Genomic DNA, 22607 nt, shown 5'->3' with positions numbered 1-22607 from the left:
GTCACTCCTCTGCGCGCGCTTCGGTCACCGAGGCGCGCTCGGCTAGACGCAGGCTGTCTCTCGTTACCGTACCCTGGTGATGCCAGGGGCGCGGTGGGTCCGGGATGGCAGACTTCAGTTTCTCGATTTTCAGATTTTCGTTTGGCGGATGGCCCGGTGCACCGGCTCCGCTCGTAGCATTTGCGGCCTGGCTGAAATCACCGGGCGATAGCCAGATGGAGACGGCACCACGTTCGGTGCGCGTACCGTGATCCAGAACGAGGGTTGCGCCGCAGCTCTCCGGAGCGACAAGATCGGTCACGACCAAATCGGCATATCGGCAATCCAGCTGAAACGCTTCAAATGTCTTTGGCTGCGCGATTGCAAAAAAGGATCGCTTGCCATCCAGCCGTTCTGCGTCCTCTGAATTGACGTAGGCCCTGATGACACAACCGTCGTCATCGCAATTTCTTTGAGGCGATTTCATCTTGCGCGACAAGATCGCATCATTCCTCACTCCTTCCGACTGCAGCCATAGATCACTTGCAAACGATCTCCCCCTTGCTGCGTATCGCAAAGTTCCCGTTTCATCGCGGGCAGCTATTCGAGAGCCGCTTGCAGCAATCTGGATATCGGGAGGCCGGCTGGTAAGAACAATCAATATTCCTGCGACGAGAGGCACTCCGGCGAGCACACGCTTTCTGCCAGGCACCAACAATCCGGCAAACAATGCTGATAGCAACAGCAACGCAGCAGCCCCGTCGAGCCTTCCGGAAGTTCCGCTGCCGGCATCGAGGGCTGCGGTAAAGGAAGCAACCTTCAACAGAAGTGAAACGCCTAGAGACATGACAGCCAGAGGGAGAGCTGCAAGGCCGAAGGGCATCAGAACGAATGCAAGTACTCCCATCGGCATCACAACAAGTGAAAACACCGGCATTCCCAGCAAGTTGCCGACTAAGCCGTAGGGCGCGATGCGGCTGAAGTGATGAGCTCCTATAATGCCGGTCGCCAGCCCCGCGACCAATGCGGTGACGAACAACCCTGCAACCCACTTGCCGAGGTAAAGACAAGTCGCCATGCCCCATCCGGACACTCTTTCACCAGATGACAGGGAACGATCTCGCTGCCGCCACAGGTCATAAACGGCAACGAGGCAGATCACGGCAGCGAAGGACATCTGGAAGCCGGGAAAAAACAACCTCTCAGGAGCAATCAGCAAGAGCACGAGGCCAGCCAACGCTACGCTTCGCAGGGTCAGGCCGCGCCGCCCCACCAGAATTCCGACAAAGACAATCGCAATCATCAGGAACGAGCGTTGCGTCGCAACCGCACCACCGGACAGAAGCAGATAAATAACGGCAGCACCAAGGGCTGAAAGTGCAGCCCATTTGTGCACCGGCCACCTGAGCGTCAGGACAGGCACCAACGAAAAGAGCAGCAAGACCGCGCCATAGGCGCCGCCGGCAAAAAGCGCCATATGCAGTCCGGAAATTGCAAGAATGTGAGCCAGTCCGGCGGCCCGCAAGATCTCTTCCTGCTCTTCGGTTATTCCGCTGCGGTCTCCAACCAGAAGAGCAACGATCAGTGCTGTCTCCGGTCCTTCCGAAAGATTGGCCCTGATACGCTCCGCGAGGTCTATTCGAAGCTTGGAAACGGCAACGGCCGGGCGAAATTCATTTCCAACGTCCTCAGTATCGATGACCTCGGGGGACCCGAAACTGAAACCCGTCGCTCCAATCTGCTGAAAGAAGGCCCGGAAGGAAAAATCGTATCCTCCTGGAAAGACGGGACCTGCAGGAGGAAACAGCCGCGCACTGACGCTCACGGTGCGCCCCACTTCAATGTCGCTTCCTGCCGGAACGCGCAAGCGCACCTTAACGGGGAACTCGCCTTCCTCGACAGGACGCCCATTGACCGTGGATACGGCCAGCACGATCCGGTGACCAGCTGCCCCGCTGTCAATCTCTTCTATGTAGCCAACAAGATCCGCGTTCATCTGTTCGGCAAGGCGCGGCGCCGAAACATATGCCGTGCGAAGACTGGAGGCTGCCAGTCCGGCAAAGAATGCCAGGAAGAGAACGACGGAAACCGCCACCGTGCCGCGCCGCTTCACACGCCAGAGAACCGCGCTTACCAGCGCGACCAGAAATCCCAACAGAACCCAGGAAGGTTCTTCGGGCAACGAAACGTAAACTCCAATTCCCGCGGCAAACGCGAAGGCACACCACAACAGCCCTTGCGAATCCCAAAGACGATCTGCTGACGCATTGTGAGCGGAATAAGTGTGGCCACCACCCGCTAGCCTTGAACGTCGTTTCTCACGCACTTCAGGCTTGAGCACGGCAGGTGATAAATCCTCGCGCTCAACATCAAGGGTTGCCGTTTGCGACCGGCGGGCAGAAATATCGAGCGGACCGGACCGTGACGTCACTTCAGCTCCTCGTTTTGGTCCAAGAAATGGCCGGAGCCCCTATTTAGCCTCGCCAAAGCCTGTGCTAAGACCGCGCCACCAATCCGGCGCGCTCCGCGCCGTCATACTGACAGAGACTTTCATAAAGCACCATGGCACAGAACATCGTCACGCGCTTCGCCCCGTCCCCAACCGGGTTCCTGCATATCGGCGGCGCCCGCACCGCACTCTTCAACTGGCTCTTCGCGCGTCATCACGGCGGCAAGATGCTGCTGCGGATCGAAGATACGGACCGGGCTCGCTCTACGCAGGAAGCGGTGGACGCATTGATTGACGGCCTGTCCTGGCTTGGGCTCGATTGGGACGGAGACCCGATCTCCCAGTTTTCCCGTGTTGAGCGGCACAAGGAAGTGGTCGAGGAAATGCTGGCCAACGGCACGGCCTATCGCTGCTACTGCACCCCGGAAGAGCTTGACGCCATGCGCGAGAAAGCCCGCGCCGAGGGCAAGCCACCCCGATATGACGGGACATGGCGCGAGCGAGACGCCTCCGAAGCCCCGGCCGGCGTTGACCCAGTCATCCGCATCAAGGCTCCTCAGGAAGGCGAGACGGTGGTCGACGATCTCGTACAGGGTCGCGTCGTGATCCCGAACAAGGACCTTGATGACTTCGTACTGATGCGCTCCGACGGGACGCCGACTTATATGCACGCTGTTGTGGTGGACGATCACGACATGGGCATCACACACATCATCCGCGGCGTCGATCACTTGACGAATGCGGCCCGCCAGACGCTCATCTTCAAGGCTCTGGGATGGGATGTGCCGGCAATGGCGCATATTCCGCTCATTCACGGGCCGGACGGCGCAAAACTTTCCAAACGTCACGGTGCGACCGGGGCCGAAGCCTATCGCGAGATGGGCTATCTGCCGCAGGCCATGCGGAATTATCTGGCACGTCTCGGCTGGAGCCATGGTGACGAGGAGATCATTTCGCTCGAAGACATGATCAAGTGGTTCGGTTTCGACGCTGTCGGTCAGTCGGCTGCGCGTTTCGATTTCAAGAAACTTGAGAACCTCAACGGTCATTACATGCGCGCGACCGATGACGGCGAATTGCTGGGCCATTGGAAGGTCTATCTCGCACATGCCGAAGGCGGCGACCAGATTCTCGCCTGGCTTGCCGATGGTGACAACGAGAACACCGCACTTGCAGCACTTCCCGGACTGAAGGAACGGGCCAAGACCCTGGTCGAACTGACGGAAAGCGCCTCCTATCTGTGGCGTCAGCGCCCGCTCGACACCGACGAAAAGGCCCAGAAGATCCTGGACGACGACGCCCGGGCGATCCTGAAGGATCTTCACGAAGTTCTTTCCAGCGTTTCTGACTGGAGCGAGGACCCGCTGGAAACTGCTGTAAAGGCCTACGCGGAAGACAAGGAATTGAAACTGGGCAAGGTGGCGCAGCCGCTACGGGCCGCGCTGACGGGCCGAGGCACGTCACCCGGCATTTATGACGTCCTGATCGCTCTTGGCCGGGAAGAATCCCTTGCCAGAATTCAGGATCAGGCAGCCTGAGACAAAGCACTGCCGGATGCATTTTTAGGCAAAAGCCAAGCTTCCGGCAGTCGCTCTGGTTGGCGAAATCCGTCTTTGACCAAAGCGTTATATCGGCCAGCTTGCGGCAGTGCAGTAAATGGGCTACGCAAGACGCGAAAAAGTCTCCAGTGCTGGTCCGGCAACCGGAAACGGGACCCATCGCCTGAAGGGTCAAACCAGGACAGCACATCCGTTTAACGTAAAGGGGTTTCTGAATGGCCGACAACAACGCCAAGCTCAATGTCGGTGGTAACGACCACGCATTCGACGTTCTTGACGGATCCATCGGACCGTCGGTTGTGAACATCTCGTCCTTGTACAAGGACACGGGCATGTTCACCTACGACCCGGGCTTCACCTCCACCGCCTCCTGCGAGTCCAAGATCACCTATATTGATGGTGACGAAGGCACCCTGCTCTACCGCGGGTACCCGATCGAGCAGCTCGCCGACCACGGCGACTTCCTGGAGTCCTGCTATCTTCTGCTCTACGGCGAACTGCCGACGAAGACCCAGAAGGACGACTTCGTCAATCGTGTGACCTACCACACAATGATCCACGAACAGATGAACCGGTTCTTCTCCGGCTTCCGTCGCGACGCCCACCCGATGGCAGTCATGGTCGGCACGGTTGGGGCGCTGTCCGCCTTCTATCACGACTCGACCGACATCACTGATCCGCACCAGCGCATGGTTGCCTCCCTGCGCATGATCGCGAAGATGCCGACCATCGCCGCAATGGCTTACAAGTACCACGTTGGTCAGCCATTCGTTTATCCGCGCAACGACCTGAGCTATGCGGCAAACTTCCTGCACATGTGCTTTGCGGTCCCTTGCGAGGAATACAAGGTGAACCCGGTTCTGGCCCGCGCCATGGATCGCATCTTCATTCTTCACGCCGACCATGAGCAGAATGCATCGACCTCCACGGTTCGTCTGGCAGGTTCTTCGGGTGCAAATCCGTTTGCCTGTATCGCAGCCGGTATCGCTTGCCTCTGGGGGCCGGCACACGGCGGTGCCAACGAAGCAGCGCTCAACATGCTGTCGGAAATCGGCTCCGTGGATCGCATTCCGGAATATGTCGCTCGTGCCAAGGACAAGAACGACCCATTCCGTCTGATGGGCTTTGGTCACCGCGTCTACAAGAACTACGACCCGCGTGCGCGCATCATGCAGAAGACCACGCACGAAGTTCTCGGCGAGCTCGGCATCAAGGACGATCCGCTGCTGGACGTTGCCATGGAGCTGGAAAAAATCGCGCTCAACGACGAATATTTCGTCGAGAAGAAGTTGTACCCGAATATCGACTTCTATTCCGGTATCACGCTACGCGCGCTTGGCTTCCCGACCACGATGTTTACCGTTCTGTTCGCTCTGGCCCGTACCGTCGGCTGGATCGCCCAGTGGAAGGAAATGGTGGAAGATCCGTCCCAGCGCATCGGCCGTCCGCGTCAGCTCTACACTGGTGAGAAACTGCGCGACTACACGCCGATCGACCAGCGCCGCTAAGGCCGTACACAGAAAAGCGCCTGGAATTTTCAGCAGCATTTCAGCTGAATGCATATCAAAACGGAAGACGCTCGGCTTTATTGCCGGGCGTCTTCTTTATTTTGTTACCCAGCGGAAACAAAACAAATCCAAGAAATATTTTTCCTTCTCAATCGAGGCAAGGAAAAAAGCATTCACCTGTCATTATTCTTGAGAATAGAAAATATCGAATATTTTCCGAAAAATAAAATGAAACAAAAAATAAAAAACACGCACTTAAAACTCGAAGTGATATTACTCTAAATCTCCAGATTTACATATGATATAGATAATTACTCATTCTAATTACACCATAAATTCCCATAATAGAGAATTTTCACGAATAATAAGGAATCTTTGCTTACCCTTTCAAACAAATAGCGCGCATTGAATACGCTGGGGTTTCGAGGGGTTAACATGAATTTCCTGAAGTTCGCTTCTGACTTGAAGTTTGGGGTAAAAGTCGGCGGTAGTTTTGCTGCCGTTGTTGCCCTTACGGGCATTGTAGGTGGTGTTGGCGCATACAGCGTCTTGACCCTCTCGGAGCGCATGGAGGTTGCCAAACAGTCAACTTCCGCCATTGCCCAGTTGCAAAACCTGGCAAGCAAGAAGGAAAGCTTCCTGTCCTCACAGGACCTTCAGACAGCTGAGGCAACAATCTCCGACATCGTTGTGTTGAGTGCCGAACTTGAAACGCTCCAGAACCAGCTTAAGGCTGATCCCGAAGCTCAGGTTCCCGTCGCTGAAGCAGCTACCGCTGTAAAGCAATTCCGTGAGGCTTTCGAAGAGGTCGTCGGCCTGACGCAGACACAGACCGCAAAGCAACAGCAACTTGATGGCGCTGTGCAAAATCTTGAGAAGATCTCTTCGGAGATCCTCGGCAAGGCCCTGATGGCGCGAGACGGCGTCAGCCAGGACGAGACAAACGCACGCAAGACGCTGGTGCTCGCCAACAAGGTGGGCCAGGCTGCCGCCGGTTTCCAGGAAGAGGCGCTTACCCTTCAAAATCTTTTCAACGCTGCAGCCAACAACGCCAAGCAGCTTTCAGACATCAAGGATCGGGTTGCCCTGCTTGTGCCTTCTGCCAAGCAGATGGCAGCAAACAGCTTTGACGGCGTCGACCCGGGCAAGTTCCAGCAGCTTGCCGCCAAAACAGCCGAACTGGAGCAGACACTCGGCAAACTGACCGAGACGAAGGACTACATTGCGATCTTCGACCTGACAGATGCCGCCAAGGCAGGGTTCGAGCAGCTTGTTTCCGATGTGAAGGAAATCCGTTCACAGGCAAATGTGGCCATCGACAATGTCTATGCACAGGCTGACCAGATCAACCAGCGTTTCTATGTCGTCGACAGTGTCGCGGACACGGTTATGCAGATCGAGGCAGACGCAAACGCAGTAAAGGCCGCCGCGTTCTACTTCATGCTGTCGCCGAGCGACACGTCTCAGCAGACCGTGACAACCGGTATCGAGGGCCTCGACAAACTGGCGTCCCGGCTCGAATCGAGCGCCAAGGACTTCCCGGCGATCTCCGACATCGTTCCGGCTGTGAAGAGCTCTATCGACAGCTTCGCTGCGAGTTTTTCCGAACTGGCTTCAAACCAGCTTCAGCTCGCCGAACAGATCTACACCATGACGGAACTGTCTCAGACAGTGCAAACGCAAATCACCACCATCTCCTCCAATCAGAGCGCTGCTGCACAAGCCTCCAGCACCAGCGCACTTGGCGTTATCAGCCTCGCCCTTCTGACAGCCATCCTGGCGGGCGTTGGAATGGCTATCGCACTCAACTTCGCGGTAACACGCCCTCTCCGCCGGACCACCGAAACCATGTCCCGCCTGGCGGAAGGTGACACGGATGTCGAGATCGACGGTATCGGGCGCGGTGACGAGATTGGCGACATGAGCCGAACCATGCAGGTCTTCCGCGACAACGCTGTTGAGCGACTGCGCCTGCAGTCGGAAACAGAGCAAGACCAGCACCTGCGTGCAGAGCGGCAAGCCCGCATTGAGGCTCTGATTTCCGGTTTCCGTGAGAAAGCGACAGAAGTCCTGGGCTCCGTTGCAGAAACGGCACAGACACTTGATGGCACCGCTCAGGATCTCAGCGCTATCGCCAGCCAGAACTCCAGCCTTGCCGATAGCACCTATGGTGTAACCGACGAAGCGACACAGAACGTTCAGACGGTTGCAAGCGCCGCAGAGGAGCTTGCCGCTTCTATTCAGGAAATCTCCCGTCAGGTGAACCAGACCACGCAGGTTGTCGATCGGGCAACCGAAGGCACACAGGTCACCAACGAAAAGGTTCAAAGCCTTTCGACAGCAGCCACCAAGATCGGCGAAGTCGTCAACCTGATCCAGGCGATCGCAGAGCAGACCAATCTCCTGGCCCTCAATGCAACGATCGAAGCCGCACGCGCCGGCGAGGCCGGCAAGGGTTTTGCAGTCGTTGCCGCCGAAGTAAAGGAACTGGCAACCCAGACGTCCAAGGCCACTGAGGAAATCAGCTCGCAGATCTCCGAAATCCAGAACGCAACCAAGGACGCCGTTGTCGCAATTGAGGCGATCACACAGACTATGGAAGAGGTCAACGAATACACCTCGACCATTGCAGCGGCAGTCGAACAGCAAGGTGCTGCAACGAGCGAAATCTCGGTCAACGTTCAGCGGGCTGCCGAGGGCACAGGTTCCGTAAAGACCAACATGTCGGATCTATCGCAGGCAGTCGCCCAGACCAGTCAGAACGCCAATCTGGTTCTCGGCGCTTCAAGCGAATTGTCGCAGAAAACCGATATTCTGAAGAATGAAGTCGGGCATTTCCTGGACAACGTAGCCAACGCCTGAACGAAGCAACCTGATCCCACGAGACTTGGAAAAACCGGGGGCGAACTGCACCCGGTTTTTGTTTGTCTGGCCTGCACGTGTTCATCGGAACTTCCAAAAGCGTGCCCCATTCAGGGGCGCGATTGCTTCATGTCTTAATTTTCAGCATGAAAATGTTGTCGCGACAGAGTTGCCATTTCAGCGAAAGCTGAGTTTTTCTCGCGTAAAAACAACCACTTGAAGAAGATAAGAATATTCACAATATTCCAATCAATATTCGTTAAAATACCATCGATTAAGCAGAAATTCACCTAAAGTTAGTTTGTATAAATTCATCAATTTTATTCGGTTAGCACTGAAAAAATTTGCTGATACGCTCCTCTGGTCATTTCGTTTCTTTGAAATGAAGGGAGAAGATGATGAATGCTCTTAGTATTAAATCACTTACAGTTGCGGCAACAATTAGCCTCTTCGGGTTGCCAGCAATCGCAGCCGACGTAAATCTTTCCTTTGACAAGATAACAACTGTCGATGCTGACGGTGACATGTCGGTGTGCACCAAAAGGTATGGATCCGGTTACAAGACAAGCGCATCTGACAAAGGCGCCGAGCACCGGGTGACGGACAACGGACACTCGTTCAAAGTAGTCAGCAACGATGTTTCTCAGAACATGGGGGTCGTTTCGTTTCACAATACCTACCTGATGTCCTTTGATGGTGAAACGGACCCTGTTTCAGCTGAGCTGTGGGCGACAGGTCTGGCCGGCGAACCGGTGTTCCGTGGAACTTTCTCGGATGGCACCTGCCGCGGCCACGTTGATATGTCAGCGTCCTGAACCGGCGAAGCCGCAACTTCTATAATTTCCTTCATGTTTCCGCATTCATTGAATTGGGAGAAAATCACATGAAAAATCTCTTGAAACTCTACCAGCAAGCAAATCGTTTTCCGCACGACATCAACCAGGCCGACAGCAAGGCTCTCTGCTACGGCGGTCATTGCGTTGTACACATTGATCCCTCTGCCGAGGTCGAAACGGCCGACCGTAAAACGTCAGAAAAGAAGTAATCCTTCCAACATTTAACCGTTTCCCGGGCGAAAAGGTGAGCCTTCGTTCGCCCCGGGAATCGGTCATCAAGGAGAAAGGGAATGCGATGCCGTCAGCTGAATTTGCCTTGCCCTTCGATACTGTCGATGAGCTTGATCTGGAATGCATCATCACCAAGTTGACTGCCTCGGATACCGCCGGCGGATACAACTGGCCTGTCTCCTCGGCCCGCAAGGTTGAAGAGGCCTACAGGTCGTTCCTCAAATCTGCCAGAGACCAGATGCAATGTGGCGCCGACACGAGTGTGCACCTGCAGCCAACCCACGTCGTCGATATCTTCTGGCACACCCACATCCTCTTCACGCGAAAATACTTCAAGGACTGCGAAGCGGTCTTCGGACAATATCTGCACCATGAACCCGTTTTGCCCAGCCAGTAACCGTCTCAAACACCCGAGAACTGCTGCTCCCTTCAGGCTGGATCATCTTCTGAAGGAGCGCCAGGACCTTTTCAGGTGGCCCAAAACCTTCGAAGCTGACATTCATGCAATAACGGCCCAGATTGGCGAAGCTGCCAGCGCGAGCGTACTGGCCGGGATTGAAACGGACCTTCAGGAAAAAGCCGAGAGAGCAGCGCGCACTGCCTTGGGACTTTCGGATGGTGTCTCGGCTGTCTTCGGCCACAGTATTATCCAGCTCCTGGAGCAGGTTCTCATCACCCGATCCGAGAACCATCCAGTGTCGACCTTGAACAGGGATTTCTTCTTGTTCGACAAGACCTTGATGAAACTCGGTATCGCACAGGAGAAGTTCCCGACACTGGACGAGCTGATCAGGAAATCTCCTTCGCATCACACTGTCCTGCTAAGTGCCCCAAACAATCCGACCACGCAGGATCTTTCACCCTGTGAACTGGAGAGCCTGGTGAGTGCCAGAGAAGGACTGGTGCTCCTGGACGAGGCTTACGTGCTTTTCTCAAAAGCCCCAGAACACCGCCTCGCCTTTTTGAAGAAGCATCGCAACCTGGTTCTTTTGCGCGGCACCTCAAAGAGCGGTCTCGTGGGCATAGGGCTTGGCTACATGCTTTGTTGCGAGACAACTGCCGTGGAGTTCCTCCAGTCTCGCGTGAGCAGTATGATAAGTGCCATTCAAGCCGCCATGGCGATACGCTTGTTCGGCAAATACGATGAGCTCCGGCGCATGGCAGCCCGTCTCGCAGGCATGCGCGACGACACTGGACGCAGGATCGCGCAGGAGACCCGATGGCATCCGGTTTCTGGCAGTTGTGACTTTCTTCTGATACGCACCGGACGCAGCGATTGCAGCGAAATCGTCCGCACGATGAATGACAGTGGAATACCCGCACTCGCCTATCAACGGCTGCCCGGCTATGAAGACGTGGTGAAACTGTTCCCCGCCGCTTTTGAGCGAGGCGACGACATCGTCAGGGTTCTGTCTTCATAGCAGCAAGCACGACATCGGCCGCAGCCCCGCGCTGGCTATGCCCGTCCGGCAATCGCATGACATCATCAAGCTTTTGCAGATGCTCGATCTGTTTCTGGCGTTCAGGACCGCTGTTCAGAAGCTCAACGAGATGGTTCGCCAGCACCTTTGGCTGCACTTCCTCATCAAGGAACTCCGGGATGGCTTTTGTTCCCAGGATGATATTTGGCAGGACAAAAGAATCAACGCTCGAGAATTTGAAGACCCGGTTGAGTTCCTTCATCCGTCTGAAAAACCAGTCGACCTTGTAGGCAACGACCATCGGAACGCCTGATAGAGCCAACTCAAGTGAAACAGTGCCGGACGCGGCCAAGGCTGCGTGCGCCTTTCGGAAGGCCGCCCGCTTGGCGTCCAGGCCGGTCACAATCTCGACCGGAACAGGCCAATGGTCCGTATCCTGCCGGATCTTGTCTTCAAGGTGCGCGACTGCCGGCAGAATAACCTTGAGCCCGGGCAACTTTTCTTTGACGATGGCAACAGTCTTAGCGAAGTCGCCTAGCAACCTGTCAATTTCGCTTCGCCGGCTCCCCGGCAGCACAAGCAGGATCTTCTCTTCTGCCTCTACAGGCGCTCTTTCGCCAACCGAGGGGCGCAGTTCGGATGCGATTTCACTCAAGGGATGGCCAACGTAATGGGTGCGCGGGCCACCGAGCTTGCGGTGCACATCAGGTTCAAACGGCAACAAGGCCAGAAGGTCGTCGACGTAGACGCTCATCTTGCGGGCCCGGCCTGGACGCCAAGCCCAGACAGAAGGTGAAACATAACCGACGATGGGTATGTGCGGCGCGCGCTTGCGCACGCGCTTGGCAACGTTATGCGTGAAGTCCGGACTGTCAACGATAACCAGAATATCCGGATTGGCCGCAACCACGGCATCCACGGTCTGGTAGACCCGCCTGATGATCAACGGCAATCTGGCGAGGACTGCCGTCAATCCCATGACGGAAACATCAGACATGTCAAAGAAGCTTTTGAGGCCCAGAGACATCATCCGTTCGCCGCCGACACCGCAGTAACGAACACCTACGCCCAAACGTTCGTTGAGCGCCTTCATCAATTCCGACCCGAGCTGGTCACCAGATTCTTCGCCTGCAACCAGGCAAATCGTGGGCATTTTTCTTGTCATCACGAACGCTCGTCCGATTGTCCCTTTAAGGTGACCCCGAACCTGGTGCCGTGCTCTATACCGATGACAAAAAGGCCGGCATTATCCGCCTTCTTGAGCGTCTCGTCCTTTTCCGCGATCAGTGCGCCACTCGCCTCAACTGCAATGCCGGCAAGGCCTGCTGCAGCTGCGAGGTCAATAGTCATGGGGCCGACGGTTGGAAGATCCACCCGCAAGTCCTGGTTCGGCTTTGCGGTCTTTACCAAGACACCCGCGCGGCCTTTGGAACGGATCCTGCCAATGCGCTTGAGCTCCGCGCAGCGCTGCAGCATGGCGTCGGTCCCTTCTGCCCCCTCAAGCGCAACGACCCGCCCACCAACAGCAATCGCCGCCTGACCGATATCGAGTTCACCGAGCTTTTCCGTCGCCCGCAAGGCCAACTCAGCGTCCCGCCAGTCTCCCTGGTTCGGCTGAACTTTGCCAAGCACACCACTTGAGGCAAGCAGTTGCGGCGCCACATCCTTGATCCCCACAACGCGATACCCCTCAACTTCAAACAGCCGGATCACCTTGGTCAACAGACTGTCATCACCGCCGGCCAGTGCCCGGATAATCGTCGGCAATCGCTTCAAGGTGCCCAAATCGCCAAGTATTGACGTGAAATCAGGGCGCCTGGAGACACCTCCGATCAGAAGCACATCCCGGCACCCCGTCTTTTTCAGAAATTTGTAAAGCCGGCCGATTTCACCCCAGCCGAGTTCGGTATCGGCCTGCGCCCGCGTGCGTTCATCAGCCTCGCCCTTGATGGCGATAATCCTGAATTCACGTCCGGCGCTGCTGAGCGCTTCAGCGATCTGACAGGGCAGACTGCCATTGCCTGCGATCAGTGCAAGGCGTGGCTCCAGTCCCGTATCTGCCCTGTTCATCCGTCAGTCTTCGCTGCGCGGTGTACAGAACCGGCGGTCTTCCTTTTCAAGGATGAAGTCGGTAACCGTCTTGACCAGGGGCTGATCGGCACCTTCTGCAGCAACAGCTTCCGCCCGGCTGCGCAAGGTTCCTTCGGTGCTCTCAAACAGCGCGCGATAAGCTGCCCGCAAAGCGTGGATCTGCTCCCGAGGCAAGCCCTTGCGCTTGAGACCAACCAGATTGAGACCGGCAAGACGTGCGCGGTCACCGATCACGGAACCATAGGGAATGACATCGAATTCGACCCCGGTCATTCCGCCGACAATCGCACCGGTTCCAATGCGAGACCATTGCCGGACCGCACTCAAGCCGCCCAGAATGACGAAGTCGTCAAGCTCGACGTGACCTGCAAGCGTGGCGTTGTTCGCCAGAATTGCGTGATTGCCAACCTGACAATCGTGGCCGACATGCGAGCTCATCATGAACAGGCAATTGTCACCGACCCTGGTATAGCCACCGCCACCTTCCGTACCGGGGCTCATGGTGACATGTTCACGGATCTGATTGTTGGCGCCGATTTCCAGAAAGCTCACTTCACCCGCAAACTTGAGATCTTGTGGCTTGTGACCAATGCTGGCGAAGGGAAAGATATGCGTTTTGGCACCCACACTCGTGTGGCCCGTGACGACGACATGCGACTCCAGGATAACTCCGTCAGCAAGTTTCACGTTCGGGCCAACTGTAGAATAAGGCCCGATTCGAACGCCCTCGCCGATTACGGCCCCGTCTTCGACTATGGCCGTTGGATGTATGTCAGTCATATTTCCTCACGCATCTACCAGCATGGCGCTGACTTCAGCTTCTGCGACCTTGTTGCCATCTACCTTGGCAACGGCGTCAAACTTCCAGATGTTGGAGCGTTGCTTGATCTTCTTGACGTGGAAATGAACCTGATCACCAGGCTCAACAGGCCGGCGGAACTTCGCCTTGTCGATGGTCATGAAATAGACAAGCTGCGGCGGCGCATCGTCACCACGGGCATGAACGCAAAGGGCCCCGGCGGTCTGTGCCATGGCTTCGATTAGAAGAACACCCGGGAAAACGGGCCGCTCCGGAAAATGTCCGGTGAAGTGCGGTTCGTTGATGGTGACGTTCTTGATGCCGATGCAGCTGTTGTCGCCATCCATCTCGATGATCTTGTCGATCAGAAGAAAAGGATACCTGTGCGGCAGCAGCTTCATGATCCGCATGATGTCTGCGCTGGCAAGTGTTTTGTTTTCTGCGTCTTCCATATAATACCCCTTGGCGAATTACCGCCGCAAAGTCCTGTTTGTATTCCGTTTACGATCCGCCGCCACGCTCTGCAAGCTTTCTGACGGCAGCGACTTCACGGAACCACTGTTTGACCGGCTTTGCGGGCGTGCCGCCGTAGCGTCCCCCGGCAGGCAAATCATCGTTGACTACGCTTACCGCGGCCACCTGCGACCCCATGCCGATCGTTACGTGACCACGCACACCGGTTTGCCCGCCAATGGCGACGAAGTCCTCGAGCGTGCAGCTTCCGGAAAGACCGACCTGAGAAACGATCACGCAGTGACGTCCGACCACGACATTGTGGCCAATCTGAACCTGGTTATCGATCTTCGTGCCTTCGCCGATGATGGTATCCCGGTTTGCGCCACGATCGATGGTCGTGTTGGCGCCGATTTCAACGTCGTCCTGAATAATCACGCGGCCAACCTGGGGCACCTTGAGATGACCCATCGGCCCCATCGCATAGCCAAAGCCATCCTGGCCGCAGCAAACGCCAGGATGCATATATACGCGGTTGCCAAGCACGGTGTGCTGAACCGTGCAATTCGAACCAATCACACAGTCCCGGCCAATCTTGACACCCTGTCCGATGACAGCGTTGGCCCGGATCACAGTGCCCGCACCGATCTCTGCCCCCGCACCGATCACGACACCAGGTTCGACCGTGACATTGTCTTCCAGCGACGCAGCCGGATCGATTACAGCCCGTTCTGAAATGACTGCGGCGCCAGGTTCTACCGGAACCATGGCTGCAGGATAAAGTTTGGCGAGAACCTTCGCCCAGGAGCGATAGGCATCTGTACATACAAGAACAGCAACACCCTCCGGCACCTTGTCCTTGTGTTTCCGGTTGACCAGGCATGCAGCTGCCGTGGTCCCATCCAGTTGCTTCAGGTAAGCGGTGTTGTCGAAGAACACCAGAGCACCGGTTGTAGCATCTTCCAATGGCGCTACACCTGTTATTTCCAGTGTAGGTTCCCCGCGAGCGATCTCAGCTTCCGCCCACGTTGCGATGTCTGAAAGAGAGACCGGAGCCGGAGACTCAAAAAATTTTGGCTCGGACATGATGTTATCCTTCTTGCCAGCCAACAAAAACGGCCGCCGAACGTGTCGGCGGCCGTTTTTTATCCTATGTGACCGCAGTTTAGAAGCGGGTACCGCCGCTCAACCGGAAAATCTGCGTTTTGTCGGAGTCGTCTTTGACGATCGGGTAAGCAAAGTCTGCCCGCAGAGGTCCGAACGGAGAGTTCCAGCGGATACCTGCACCAACCGACGCACGAACGTTGAAGTCGTTCGAGTCGATCTGGCCACCGTTAGTTTCCACCAGGTTCACCAGGCTGCTGTCTGCATCCCACAGCGAACCGGCATCGGCAAACACTGCACCACTTAGGCCGAATTCCTTCGGGATGACCGGGAACGGGAACCGGGTTTCGGCAGTTGCCGCGAAGTAGAACCGACCACCGATAGCGTCTTCGGTCGTTGCGTCACGCGGGCCGATACCCTGGTTCTCAAAGCCACGAACGAGAGTGCCACCAAGCATGAACTGTTCGGACACACGCAGACGCTCATCACCAAGGGCCATGATGTTACCACCACGCACCGACAGGCTACCGATCAGACCGTAGTCAGCCAGGATTTCCTTGTAGGCGCGAGCCTGAGCTTCGGTCTTGATGTAGAAGCTGTCGCCACCCAGACCAGCAATTTCCTGACCGAAGGAAGCATAGATACCGTCGGAGGGATCCAGGATCCGGTCGAGCGTGTTGTAACGCAGCTCGTAGCCAACCAGAGACGTCAGGTAGGTGCCGAGGGAGTCACAGACCGCCAGGGAAAGGCTTGCGGTGTCACAGTTGTTGATGTTGGTCGAGTTGTTGTCCGGATCGGAGTTCTTCTCCTGGAAGATGTTGTAGAACAGACGGACAGTCAGCTCATCTTCCCGAAGCGGCAGAGTGAAACCGAACCCGCCACCGGTCTTCTTCTGATCGAAGGAACGGTAGTCGTTGGCATCATCCACCTTGCGATAGAGGTCCAGATCAAGGGCAACACGGCGTCCCATGAAGAACGGTTCAACGAAACGGAACTCGTAGGACTGGGTGTCCGTACCGCCGCCAACAGCGAGCTTCACGAACTGGCCACGGCCCAGGAAGTTCTTCTCGGTCAGCGAAATGTCACCAATGACACCGTCAACCGTCGAATAACCGACACCGAAGGAAATTTCACCAGTCGGCTTTTCTTCGACGCGAACGTTCACGACCACGCGATCAGGTGCACTGCCCTGCTGCGTCGTGATGGAAACCTTCTCGAAGAAACCGAGATTGCGCAGACGGCGTTCCGCCTTGTCAACAAGCGCACGGTTGAACGCATCGCCTTCAGCAATGTCGAACTCGCGGCGAATGACATACTCACGGGTACGGTCGTTGCCGATCACGTTGATCCGCTCGATGTAGGCGCGAGGACCTTCTTCGATGTAGTAGATCAGGGAGATCGTGTTGTTGTCGTAGTCACGAGCACCACGCGGACGGACACGAGCAAAGGCATAACCCTCTTCCGACACTCGAAGCGTGATGTCTTCGACAGACTGCTCGACGCGCAGCGAGTTGAAGGTCTGACCACTCTTGGTACGGATCAGGCGGCGAAGATCTTCCGGATCAACGTCGGCAATCGTGGAAACGATCTCGACATCGCCAATCTCGTACTTCTCGCCCTCTTCCACCGTGAAAGTCACGTAGAAGATGTTCTGCTCGCGATCGAGGTCTGCGCTGGTGGAGACGATACGGAAGTCCGCATAGCCCTTCTTGTTGTAGTACTGACGCAGCAACTCCTCGTCCGCAGCCAAACGGTCCGGATCGTAGGTATCGGTGCTGCGCAGCCAGCTCAGAAGGCCGCTTTCGCGTGTACGGATGACATCGCGCAGGCGGCCGTCGCTGAATGCGGAGTTGCCGATGAAGCTGATCCGCTCGACGCCGGTCTTCGCACCTTCGTTGATCTCGAAAACGAGATCGACACGGTTCTGACCACGATCGATGATCTGCGGCTCGACGGACGCGCCATAGCGACCGGAGCGACGATAAGCTTCAAGAATATTCTGGACGTCAGCCTGAACCTTGGCACGGGACAGCATCGAGCGCGGCTGAGACCGTACGGCGGTTTCCAGCGCGCTGTCCTTGATCTTCCGGTTACCTTCGAAAGAGACCCTGTTGATGATCGGGTTCTCGGTAACCGTCACAACGACAACGCTGCCACGCGGGGTGATGTCGACCGTTGCAAAAAGGCCGGTTGCGTAGAGCGCCTTCAGTGACTCGTCGACATCGAACGCGCTGTAGGAGCGTCCGGGAACGATGGTCATGTAACTGACAACGGTTTCATCCTCGACACGGGTATTGCCACGCACATCAATGCTTCTGGCCACCGCTGCCTGTGCCTGTGAAACCAGGGACACCGGCCCGAAAGCTTTCGGCAAAACCGTCCCGATCGAAAATACGGCAACCGCCAACAGTACGGCCCGTGTAAGTCTCTGCAATCGCTGCATTATTGCGCTATGCCTTTGTTTTTAATACCCCTCCCGAGAATCCGCACTCACCCCAGCAGATTCTCGGAACCGACGAGTGTTTTATAGGTTTTTACCGATAACGCAACCGCCCTTCCGGGCGGAAAGCGATTTAGTCTGAAGACGTTGCGTCAATGTCACGGGTGTCATGAATTGGTTCCCACGAGCCGCATGATATCCTTCCATGTGACGAACACCATCAGCATGAGAACAAGTCCCAGACCGATCCGGAAACCAACGTCCTGCACCCTTTCGCTGAGCGGTTTGCCACGCAGGGCTTCTGCAGCGAAGTAAACGAGGTGTCCACCATCGAGAATCGGCACCGGCGCCAGGTTGATCAGACCGATGCTCACAGAAAGTACGGCCGCCAGAGAAATGAGCGGAAGGAACCCGAGATCTGCGACCTGCCCAGAGATCTGGGCCACGCGGATCGGACCACCAAGCTGGTCCGCCGACTGCCGCTGGGAAATGATGCCCCAGATATAGCTGACCGTGCTTTCGATGATGCGCCAGGTTTCCGCAGTCCCTTCAAGAGCCGCTTCGCCAAGCCCGTATTTGATGTGAATGAGATGAGACGGATCGGACACGCCGCGCAGGCTGATATCGCCGGCCACCTGCCTCTCACCGAAAAAGACTTCTTTCTCCTTCGCGTCGGGCGTAACGGTCAAAGTAACGTCTTGCCCGCCCCGTTCGACTTCGAAAACGAGAGGCGTGTTGGCGTTCATCAGGACGATCTGACGCATCTCGCCGAACGTCTGGATAGGCCTGCCGTCAATTTCCTTCACGATATCGCCGGCCAGAAGCCCGTCGCGCTCGGCTGCGCCGCCCGCAAAAACCTGTTCGACGACAGGCTCGAAACCCTGCTTGCCGGAGGTTACGAAGAGAGCGGTAAAGATCACGATTGCGAGAAGGAAGTTGGCGATGGGCCCCGCGGCCACAACGGCCATGCGTTGCCAGACCGGTTTGGCGATGAAAGCCGTTTTCCGGTCCTCTTCGCTCATCTGCGCAATCGCTTCACGGCTTGGTACGCTTGCCGCATTTTCGTCGCCGGCGAACTTGACGTAGCCACCAAGCGGAATCCAGCAGAGTTTCCAACGAGTTCCCTTCCGGTCATTAAAACCGAAAAGCTCACGCCCGAAGCCGACGGAAAAAGCATCCACCTTTACGTTGCACCAACGAGCCACAGCGAAATGGCCGAGCTCATGGAAGAAGACGACGATTGTAAGCACAAAAAGAAAGGGAATGATTGTGCCGACTATCAGGGAATAGGCGGAAACGAGAAGGTCCATGAACTGTGTCCGATCCTGCGCAGCTAGGATTGTTTTGAAGGATTGTACTAAAAAGAAAATTACGGCGTGTTAATGGTGGGAGACCAAAAATTCAGGGCCTTCAACACCCCGATTACCGTGTTCTTATCCATTCACCAGTCTTCTGCCGTGCTTCTGCGTCGATGGCAAGAACATCCTCGACGCCGGCAGCGTCCGTCAGCTTGCCGCCTGCCCCCATTGCATCCAGCACCTCTTCAATGGCAGCCGGAATGTCCATGAAGCCGATCCGGCCTTTCAGAAAAGCGTCCACGGCAACCTCATCTGCAGCGTTAAGCGCAGCCGGTGCCATTCCCCCTGCCCGCATGGCTTCCAGTGCAAGACGGAGCGCCGGGAACCGGTCGAGATCCGGTGCTTCAAAAGTGAGTGTGCCGAGTTCCGCCAGATCCAGACGTTTCACCGGAACGTTCATCCTTCGGGGAAAGGCAAGGCAGTGGGCGATCGGCGTGCGCATGTCCGGACTACCGAGTTGAGCCAGCAGGGATCCGTCCTTGTATTGCACAAGTCCGTGAACCGTCGATTGCGGATGGACCAGCACGCCAAGCTGATCGTGGGCGACCGGAAAAAGATGGGACGCTTCGATAACCTCGAAGCCCTTGTTCATCATCGTTGCGCTGTCGATCGTAATGCGTGCGCCCATATCCCAGTTGGGATGCTTGAGCGCCTGCTGTGGTGTTACCCGTGCCATATCGGCTTTCGAGACACTCCTGAACGGTCCGCCCGACGCCGTCAGAATAACCTTCTCGACCATGTCGGCCTTGTCGGTTTCAAAAACCTGAAAGATGGCATTGTGCTCGCTGTCGACGGGCAGGAGTTCCGCCCCGGTTGCCAGGATCTTGGCCATGAACAGATCCCCCGCACAAACCAGGCATTCCTTGTTGGCAAGTGCAATGCGGCGTCCTGGCCGGATCGCGGCCATCGTCGGCTTCAATCCCGCTGACCCTACTATGGCACCGACGACGATATCCGTATCCTGCGTGACTGCTTCCAGAACGGCAGCCTCACCGGCTCCCGTTGCAATGCCGCTGCCGGCAAGCCGCTCCTTGAGCTCCGGATAACAGCTTTCCTCGGCAAGGATAGCGGAACCGGTCTTTAGCGCTTTTGCCATGTCGGCGAGGCCGGAGGCGTTCCGGTTCGCAACCAGCGCGACGACTTCATAGCTGTCCGGATTTCTTTGAATGAGATCCGCCAAGCTCTGGCCGATGGACCCAGTGGCCCCTAGAACGGTTATCCGGGTTTTCGCGCCAGGGTCGCGGGCTGCAGAGGCAGCTGCCATGCCTGTTACTCCAAATTCAAATCAGACCGAGGCCGGCAATGGGGTCTGCAAGGCTGCCGCCAGCGACTAGGCCAATCAGCACGGCGAAAATGGCTGCGGCCACCAGACCGTCGATCCGGTCCATGATGCCGCCATGCCCGGGGATCAGTTTGCTGGAATCCTTGACGTCGAACCGCCGCTTGATGGCAGACTCCAGAAGGTCCCCTGCCTGAGAGACGACCGAGAGCCCGGCCGCCAGCAAAGCCCAAAGCATCAGGTCCTGCGCATTTGCGACAAAAGCAACACCAGCGCCGAAAACCGTGGCGAGCACCAGCCCGCCAATGGCACCAGACCAGGTCTTTTTAGGGGATACACGTGGCCAGAGCTTGGGCCCACCCAACGCACGGCCGGTAAAATAGGCGAATATGTCGGTTGCCCAGACAACAAACAGCAGGAAAAACGCGACCAGAAGCCCGTTGCTTCCTTCACGAAGTACAAGCAGCGAGAACAGTGCAAGCCCGCTGTAGAGGATCCCTTCGATGGCCCATCGTCCAGCCTTGGAGAAACCACCAAGCGCATAGGCGATCAAAGCACCAGCAACCATGGCCCCGAGACCAAGGTCAGGATGTCCGGCTACGGTCAGCACCCCAATGGCAAACAGCGTGGCGAACCCGGTGAGTGAACTGGGTGACTTTGCCTGTGTCCCGGTGATCGTGAACCACTCCCACAGGAACAGTCCGGACGCGACCAGCGTCAGCGCAGCAAAGGGCAGATTGCCCAGATAGGTGATCAGAAGAACAAGAGGCCCCAGAACGAGTGCCGAAATGAACCTGAGGCGAAGGTCGGACAGTTTTTTCGGGTTCTGGTGTGGTTCTGCCATTGCTCAAGCCGGAGGTCAGTTGGCCTTGGCGTCAAGGCCGCCGTACCGCCGCTCACGGCTGCAGAAACAGCTCAAAGCCTTGTCGAAGGCCGCCTCATCGAAGTCCGGCCAGTAAAGATCGCAGAAATAAAACTCGGAATAGGCGGCCTGCCACAGCAGGAAGTTGGAAAGACGCATTTCTCCGCTGGTGCGGATGATGAGATCCGGATCCGGCAAACCGGAGGTATCCAGCGCCGCCGTGATCGCGTCTTCGGTTATCTCGGCCGGCTGCATTTCTCCAGCCTGAACCTTTGCAGCCAACTCCTGTGCTGCCCGTACGATTTCCGACCGTGCACCATAATTGAACGCAACGACCAGGTTCAGGCCGGTGTTGTGACGGGTCAGGTCTTCAGCTTCTTTCAGAAGCGCCAAAATCCCGGGTTCCAGATCACTGCGCCCGCCGATGATGCGGATACGCACATTGGCTTCGTGAAGCTCGCTCAGATCGCGCTGCACGAAACGGCGCAGCAGCCCCATCAGGAAAGAAACTTCAGCCTGTGGCCGGTTCCAGTTTTCGGATGAGAAGCTGTAGATCGTGATGGTTTCGATGCCGACACGGCCGGCATGGCGGATCACCTTGCGCAGCGCGGCAAGCCCCTGTCGATGACCCTCTGTCCGTGGCAAACCGCGCGCAGTTGCCCATCGCCCGTTGCCATCCATGATGAAGGCAACGTGACGAGGCATTTTCGCACCGGTTTCATCCGCAGCAGGTGCATGCAGGTTGCGGTCCGGGCTGACGCTCATGTGCTCCCCCAACTCACACTCCCCAGGTCGATCAGACCTGGGAAATTTCCTGCTCTTTTTTCTCCAGCATGCCGTCAACCTCAGCGATCATCTGGTCGGTCAGCTTCTGCACTTCATCGGATGCGACACGGCTGTCGTCCTGGGAAATGTCACCGTCTTTTTCGGCCTTCTTGGCGGCGTCCATGCCATCGCGGCGGACGTGACGGATCGCAACTTTTGCCTGTTCGGCGTATTTGTGGGCCACCTTGATGAGTTCCTGGCGGCGTTCCTGGTTCAGCTCGGGAATCGGCAGCCGCAGCAGCATGCCGTCTACAACCGGGTTCAAACCAAGGTTGGATTCTCGAATCGCCTTTTCAACGGCCGACACCATGCTCTTGTCCCAGACCTGAACAGCCAGCATGCGAGGTTCGGGAACGGAGACGGTGGCTACCTGGTTGATCGGCATGGACTGGCCATAGGCATCAACAGTAATCGGATCCATCATGGAAGAAGAGGCGCGGCCGGTACGCAGTCCGGCAAATTCCGTTTTCAGAACCGACAAGGCTCCCTGCATGCGGCGCTTCAGATCATCAAGGTCCACACCTTCTACCGACATTTTATCCTCACTGTTG

At 56.7% G+C, this 22607-nt stretch carries 19 protein-coding genes; 7 read left to right on the top strand and 12 right to left on the bottom strand.

Going from position 1 to position 22607, the window contains the following annotated elements:
* Position 1: 1 nt before the first annotated feature.
* Positions 2-2410 (bottom strand): ComEC/Rec2 family competence protein, encoded by a 2409-nt coding sequence (locus B0E33_RS25665; protein WP_077292783.1) that lies wholly within the window; start codon positions 2408-2410, stop codon positions 2-4.
* Positions 2411-2541: 131 nt separating this feature from the next.
* Between B0E33_RS25665 and gltX the strand changes: the two genes are divergently transcribed.
* From gltX to B0E33_RS25635, 7 genes are all read left to right on the top strand, one after another.
* Positions 2542-3966 (top strand): glutamate--tRNA ligase, encoded by a 1425-nt coding sequence (gene gltX / locus B0E33_RS25660; RefSeq protein WP_077292782.1) that lies wholly within the window; start codon positions 2542-2544, stop codon positions 3964-3966.
* Positions 3967-4202: 236 nt separating this feature from the next.
* On the top strand, positions 4203-5495 hold the full coding sequence (gene gltA, locus B0E33_RS25655; protein WP_022998477.1) for a citrate synthase: 1293 nt from the start codon (positions 4203-4205) through the stop codon (positions 5493-5495).
* 435 nt (positions 5496-5930) lie between these two features.
* Entirely contained in the window at positions 5931-8357 is a 2427-nt protein-coding gene (locus B0E33_RS31035) for a methyl-accepting chemotaxis protein (RefSeq protein ID WP_156912489.1), read from the top strand.
* 395 nt (positions 8358-8752) lie between these two features.
* Complete coding sequence (locus B0E33_RS25645; RefSeq protein WP_156912488.1) at positions 8753-9172, top strand: hypothetical protein; 420 nt, start codon at positions 8753-8755, stop codon at positions 9170-9172.
* A 68-nt stretch (positions 9173-9240) separates the two neighbouring features.
* Positions 9241-9402: a hypothetical protein gene (locus B0E33_RS31030; RefSeq protein ID WP_156912487.1), complete on the top strand. Its 162-nt coding sequence runs from the start codon at positions 9241-9243 to the stop codon at positions 9400-9402.
* Between the two features lie 86 nt (positions 9403-9488).
* Positions 9489-9821 (top strand): UCP032817 domain-containing protein, encoded by a 333-nt coding sequence (locus B0E33_RS25640; RefSeq protein WP_077292780.1) that lies wholly within the window; start codon positions 9489-9491, stop codon positions 9819-9821.
* Positions 9796-10845 (top strand): aminotransferase class I/II-fold pyridoxal phosphate-dependent enzyme, encoded by a 1050-nt coding sequence (locus B0E33_RS25635; protein WP_077292779.1) that lies wholly within the window; start codon positions 9796-9798, stop codon positions 10843-10845. Before B0E33_RS25640 ends, B0E33_RS25635 begins: the two co-directional genes overlap by 26 nt.
* Here B0E33_RS25635 and lpxB read toward each other — a convergent pair.
* The 11 genes from lpxB to frr all read right to left on the bottom strand — a co-directional run bounded on the left by lpxB (position 10826) and on the right by frr (position 22591).
* Positions 10826-11998, bottom strand: a complete 1173-nt coding sequence (gene lpxB / locus B0E33_RS25630) for a lipid-A-disaccharide synthase (protein WP_265733505.1) — start codon at positions 11996-11998, stop codon at positions 10826-10828. The two genes, B0E33_RS25635 and lpxB, sit on opposite strands and share 20 nt — an antisense overlap.
* Before the next feature lie 11 nt (positions 11999-12009).
* Complete coding sequence (locus B0E33_RS25625) at positions 12010-12915, bottom strand: LpxI family protein (RefSeq protein WP_077292777.1); 906 nt, start codon at positions 12913-12915, stop codon at positions 12010-12012.
* Between the two features lie 3 nt (positions 12916-12918).
* Positions 12919-13716 carry an acyl-ACP--UDP-N-acetylglucosamine O-acyltransferase gene (lpxA, locus tag B0E33_RS25620; RefSeq protein ID WP_077292776.1) on the bottom strand — a complete coding sequence of 266 codons (798 nt, stop codon included), beginning with the start codon at positions 13714-13716 and terminating at the stop codon, positions 12919-12921.
* A gap of 6 nt (positions 13717-13722) precedes the next feature.
* Positions 13723-14187 carry a 3-hydroxyacyl-ACP dehydratase FabZ gene (gene fabZ / locus B0E33_RS25615; protein WP_022998467.1) on the bottom strand — a complete coding sequence of 155 codons (465 nt, stop codon included), beginning with the start codon at positions 14185-14187 and terminating at the stop codon, positions 13723-13725.
* A gap of 49 nt (positions 14188-14236) precedes the next feature.
* Positions 14237-15274, bottom strand: coding sequence for a UDP-3-O-(3-hydroxymyristoyl)glucosamine N-acyltransferase (lpxD, locus tag B0E33_RS25610; RefSeq protein WP_077292775.1), 1038 nt, complete (start codon positions 15272-15274; stop codon positions 14237-14239).
* A 79-nt stretch (positions 15275-15353) separates the two neighbouring features.
* Entirely contained in the window at positions 15354-17597 is a 2244-nt protein-coding gene (gene bamA, locus B0E33_RS25605; protein ID WP_416384140.1) for an outer membrane protein assembly factor BamA, read from the bottom strand.
* A 302-nt stretch (positions 17598-17899) separates the two neighbouring features.
* Positions 17900-19042 carry an RIP metalloprotease RseP gene (rseP, locus tag B0E33_RS25600; protein ID WP_055654491.1) on the bottom strand — a complete coding sequence of 381 codons (1143 nt, stop codon included), beginning with the start codon at positions 19040-19042 and terminating at the stop codon, positions 17900-17902.
* A gap of 112 nt (positions 19043-19154) precedes the next feature.
* Positions 19155-20354, bottom strand: a complete 1200-nt coding sequence (locus B0E33_RS25595; RefSeq protein ID WP_077292774.1) for a 1-deoxy-D-xylulose-5-phosphate reductoisomerase — start codon at positions 20352-20354, stop codon at positions 19155-19157.
* 16 nt (positions 20355-20370) lie between these two features.
* Positions 20371-21213: a phosphatidate cytidylyltransferase gene (locus B0E33_RS25590; RefSeq protein ID WP_077292773.1), complete on the bottom strand. Its 843-nt coding sequence runs from the start codon at positions 21211-21213 to the stop codon at positions 20371-20373.
* A 15-nt stretch (positions 21214-21228) separates the two neighbouring features.
* Positions 21229-21996: an isoprenyl transferase gene (locus B0E33_RS25585; protein ID WP_022998461.1), complete on the bottom strand. Its 768-nt coding sequence runs from the start codon at positions 21994-21996 to the stop codon at positions 21229-21231.
* A gap of 31 nt (positions 21997-22027) precedes the next feature.
* A complete protein-coding gene (gene frr / locus B0E33_RS25580; protein WP_022998460.1) occupies positions 22028-22591 on the bottom strand; it encodes a ribosome recycling factor in 564 nt (187 codons plus the stop codon).
* Positions 22592-22607: the final 16 nt, after the last annotated feature.

This window comes from Roseibium algicola, assembly GCF_001999245.1.
Taxonomy (GTDB): Bacteria; Pseudomonadota; Alphaproteobacteria; order Rhizobiales; family Stappiaceae; genus Roseibium; species Roseibium algicola.
The sequence above is the reverse complement of the archived record's forward strand: the minus strand, read 5'-3'. Positions and strand labels throughout refer to the sequence as shown.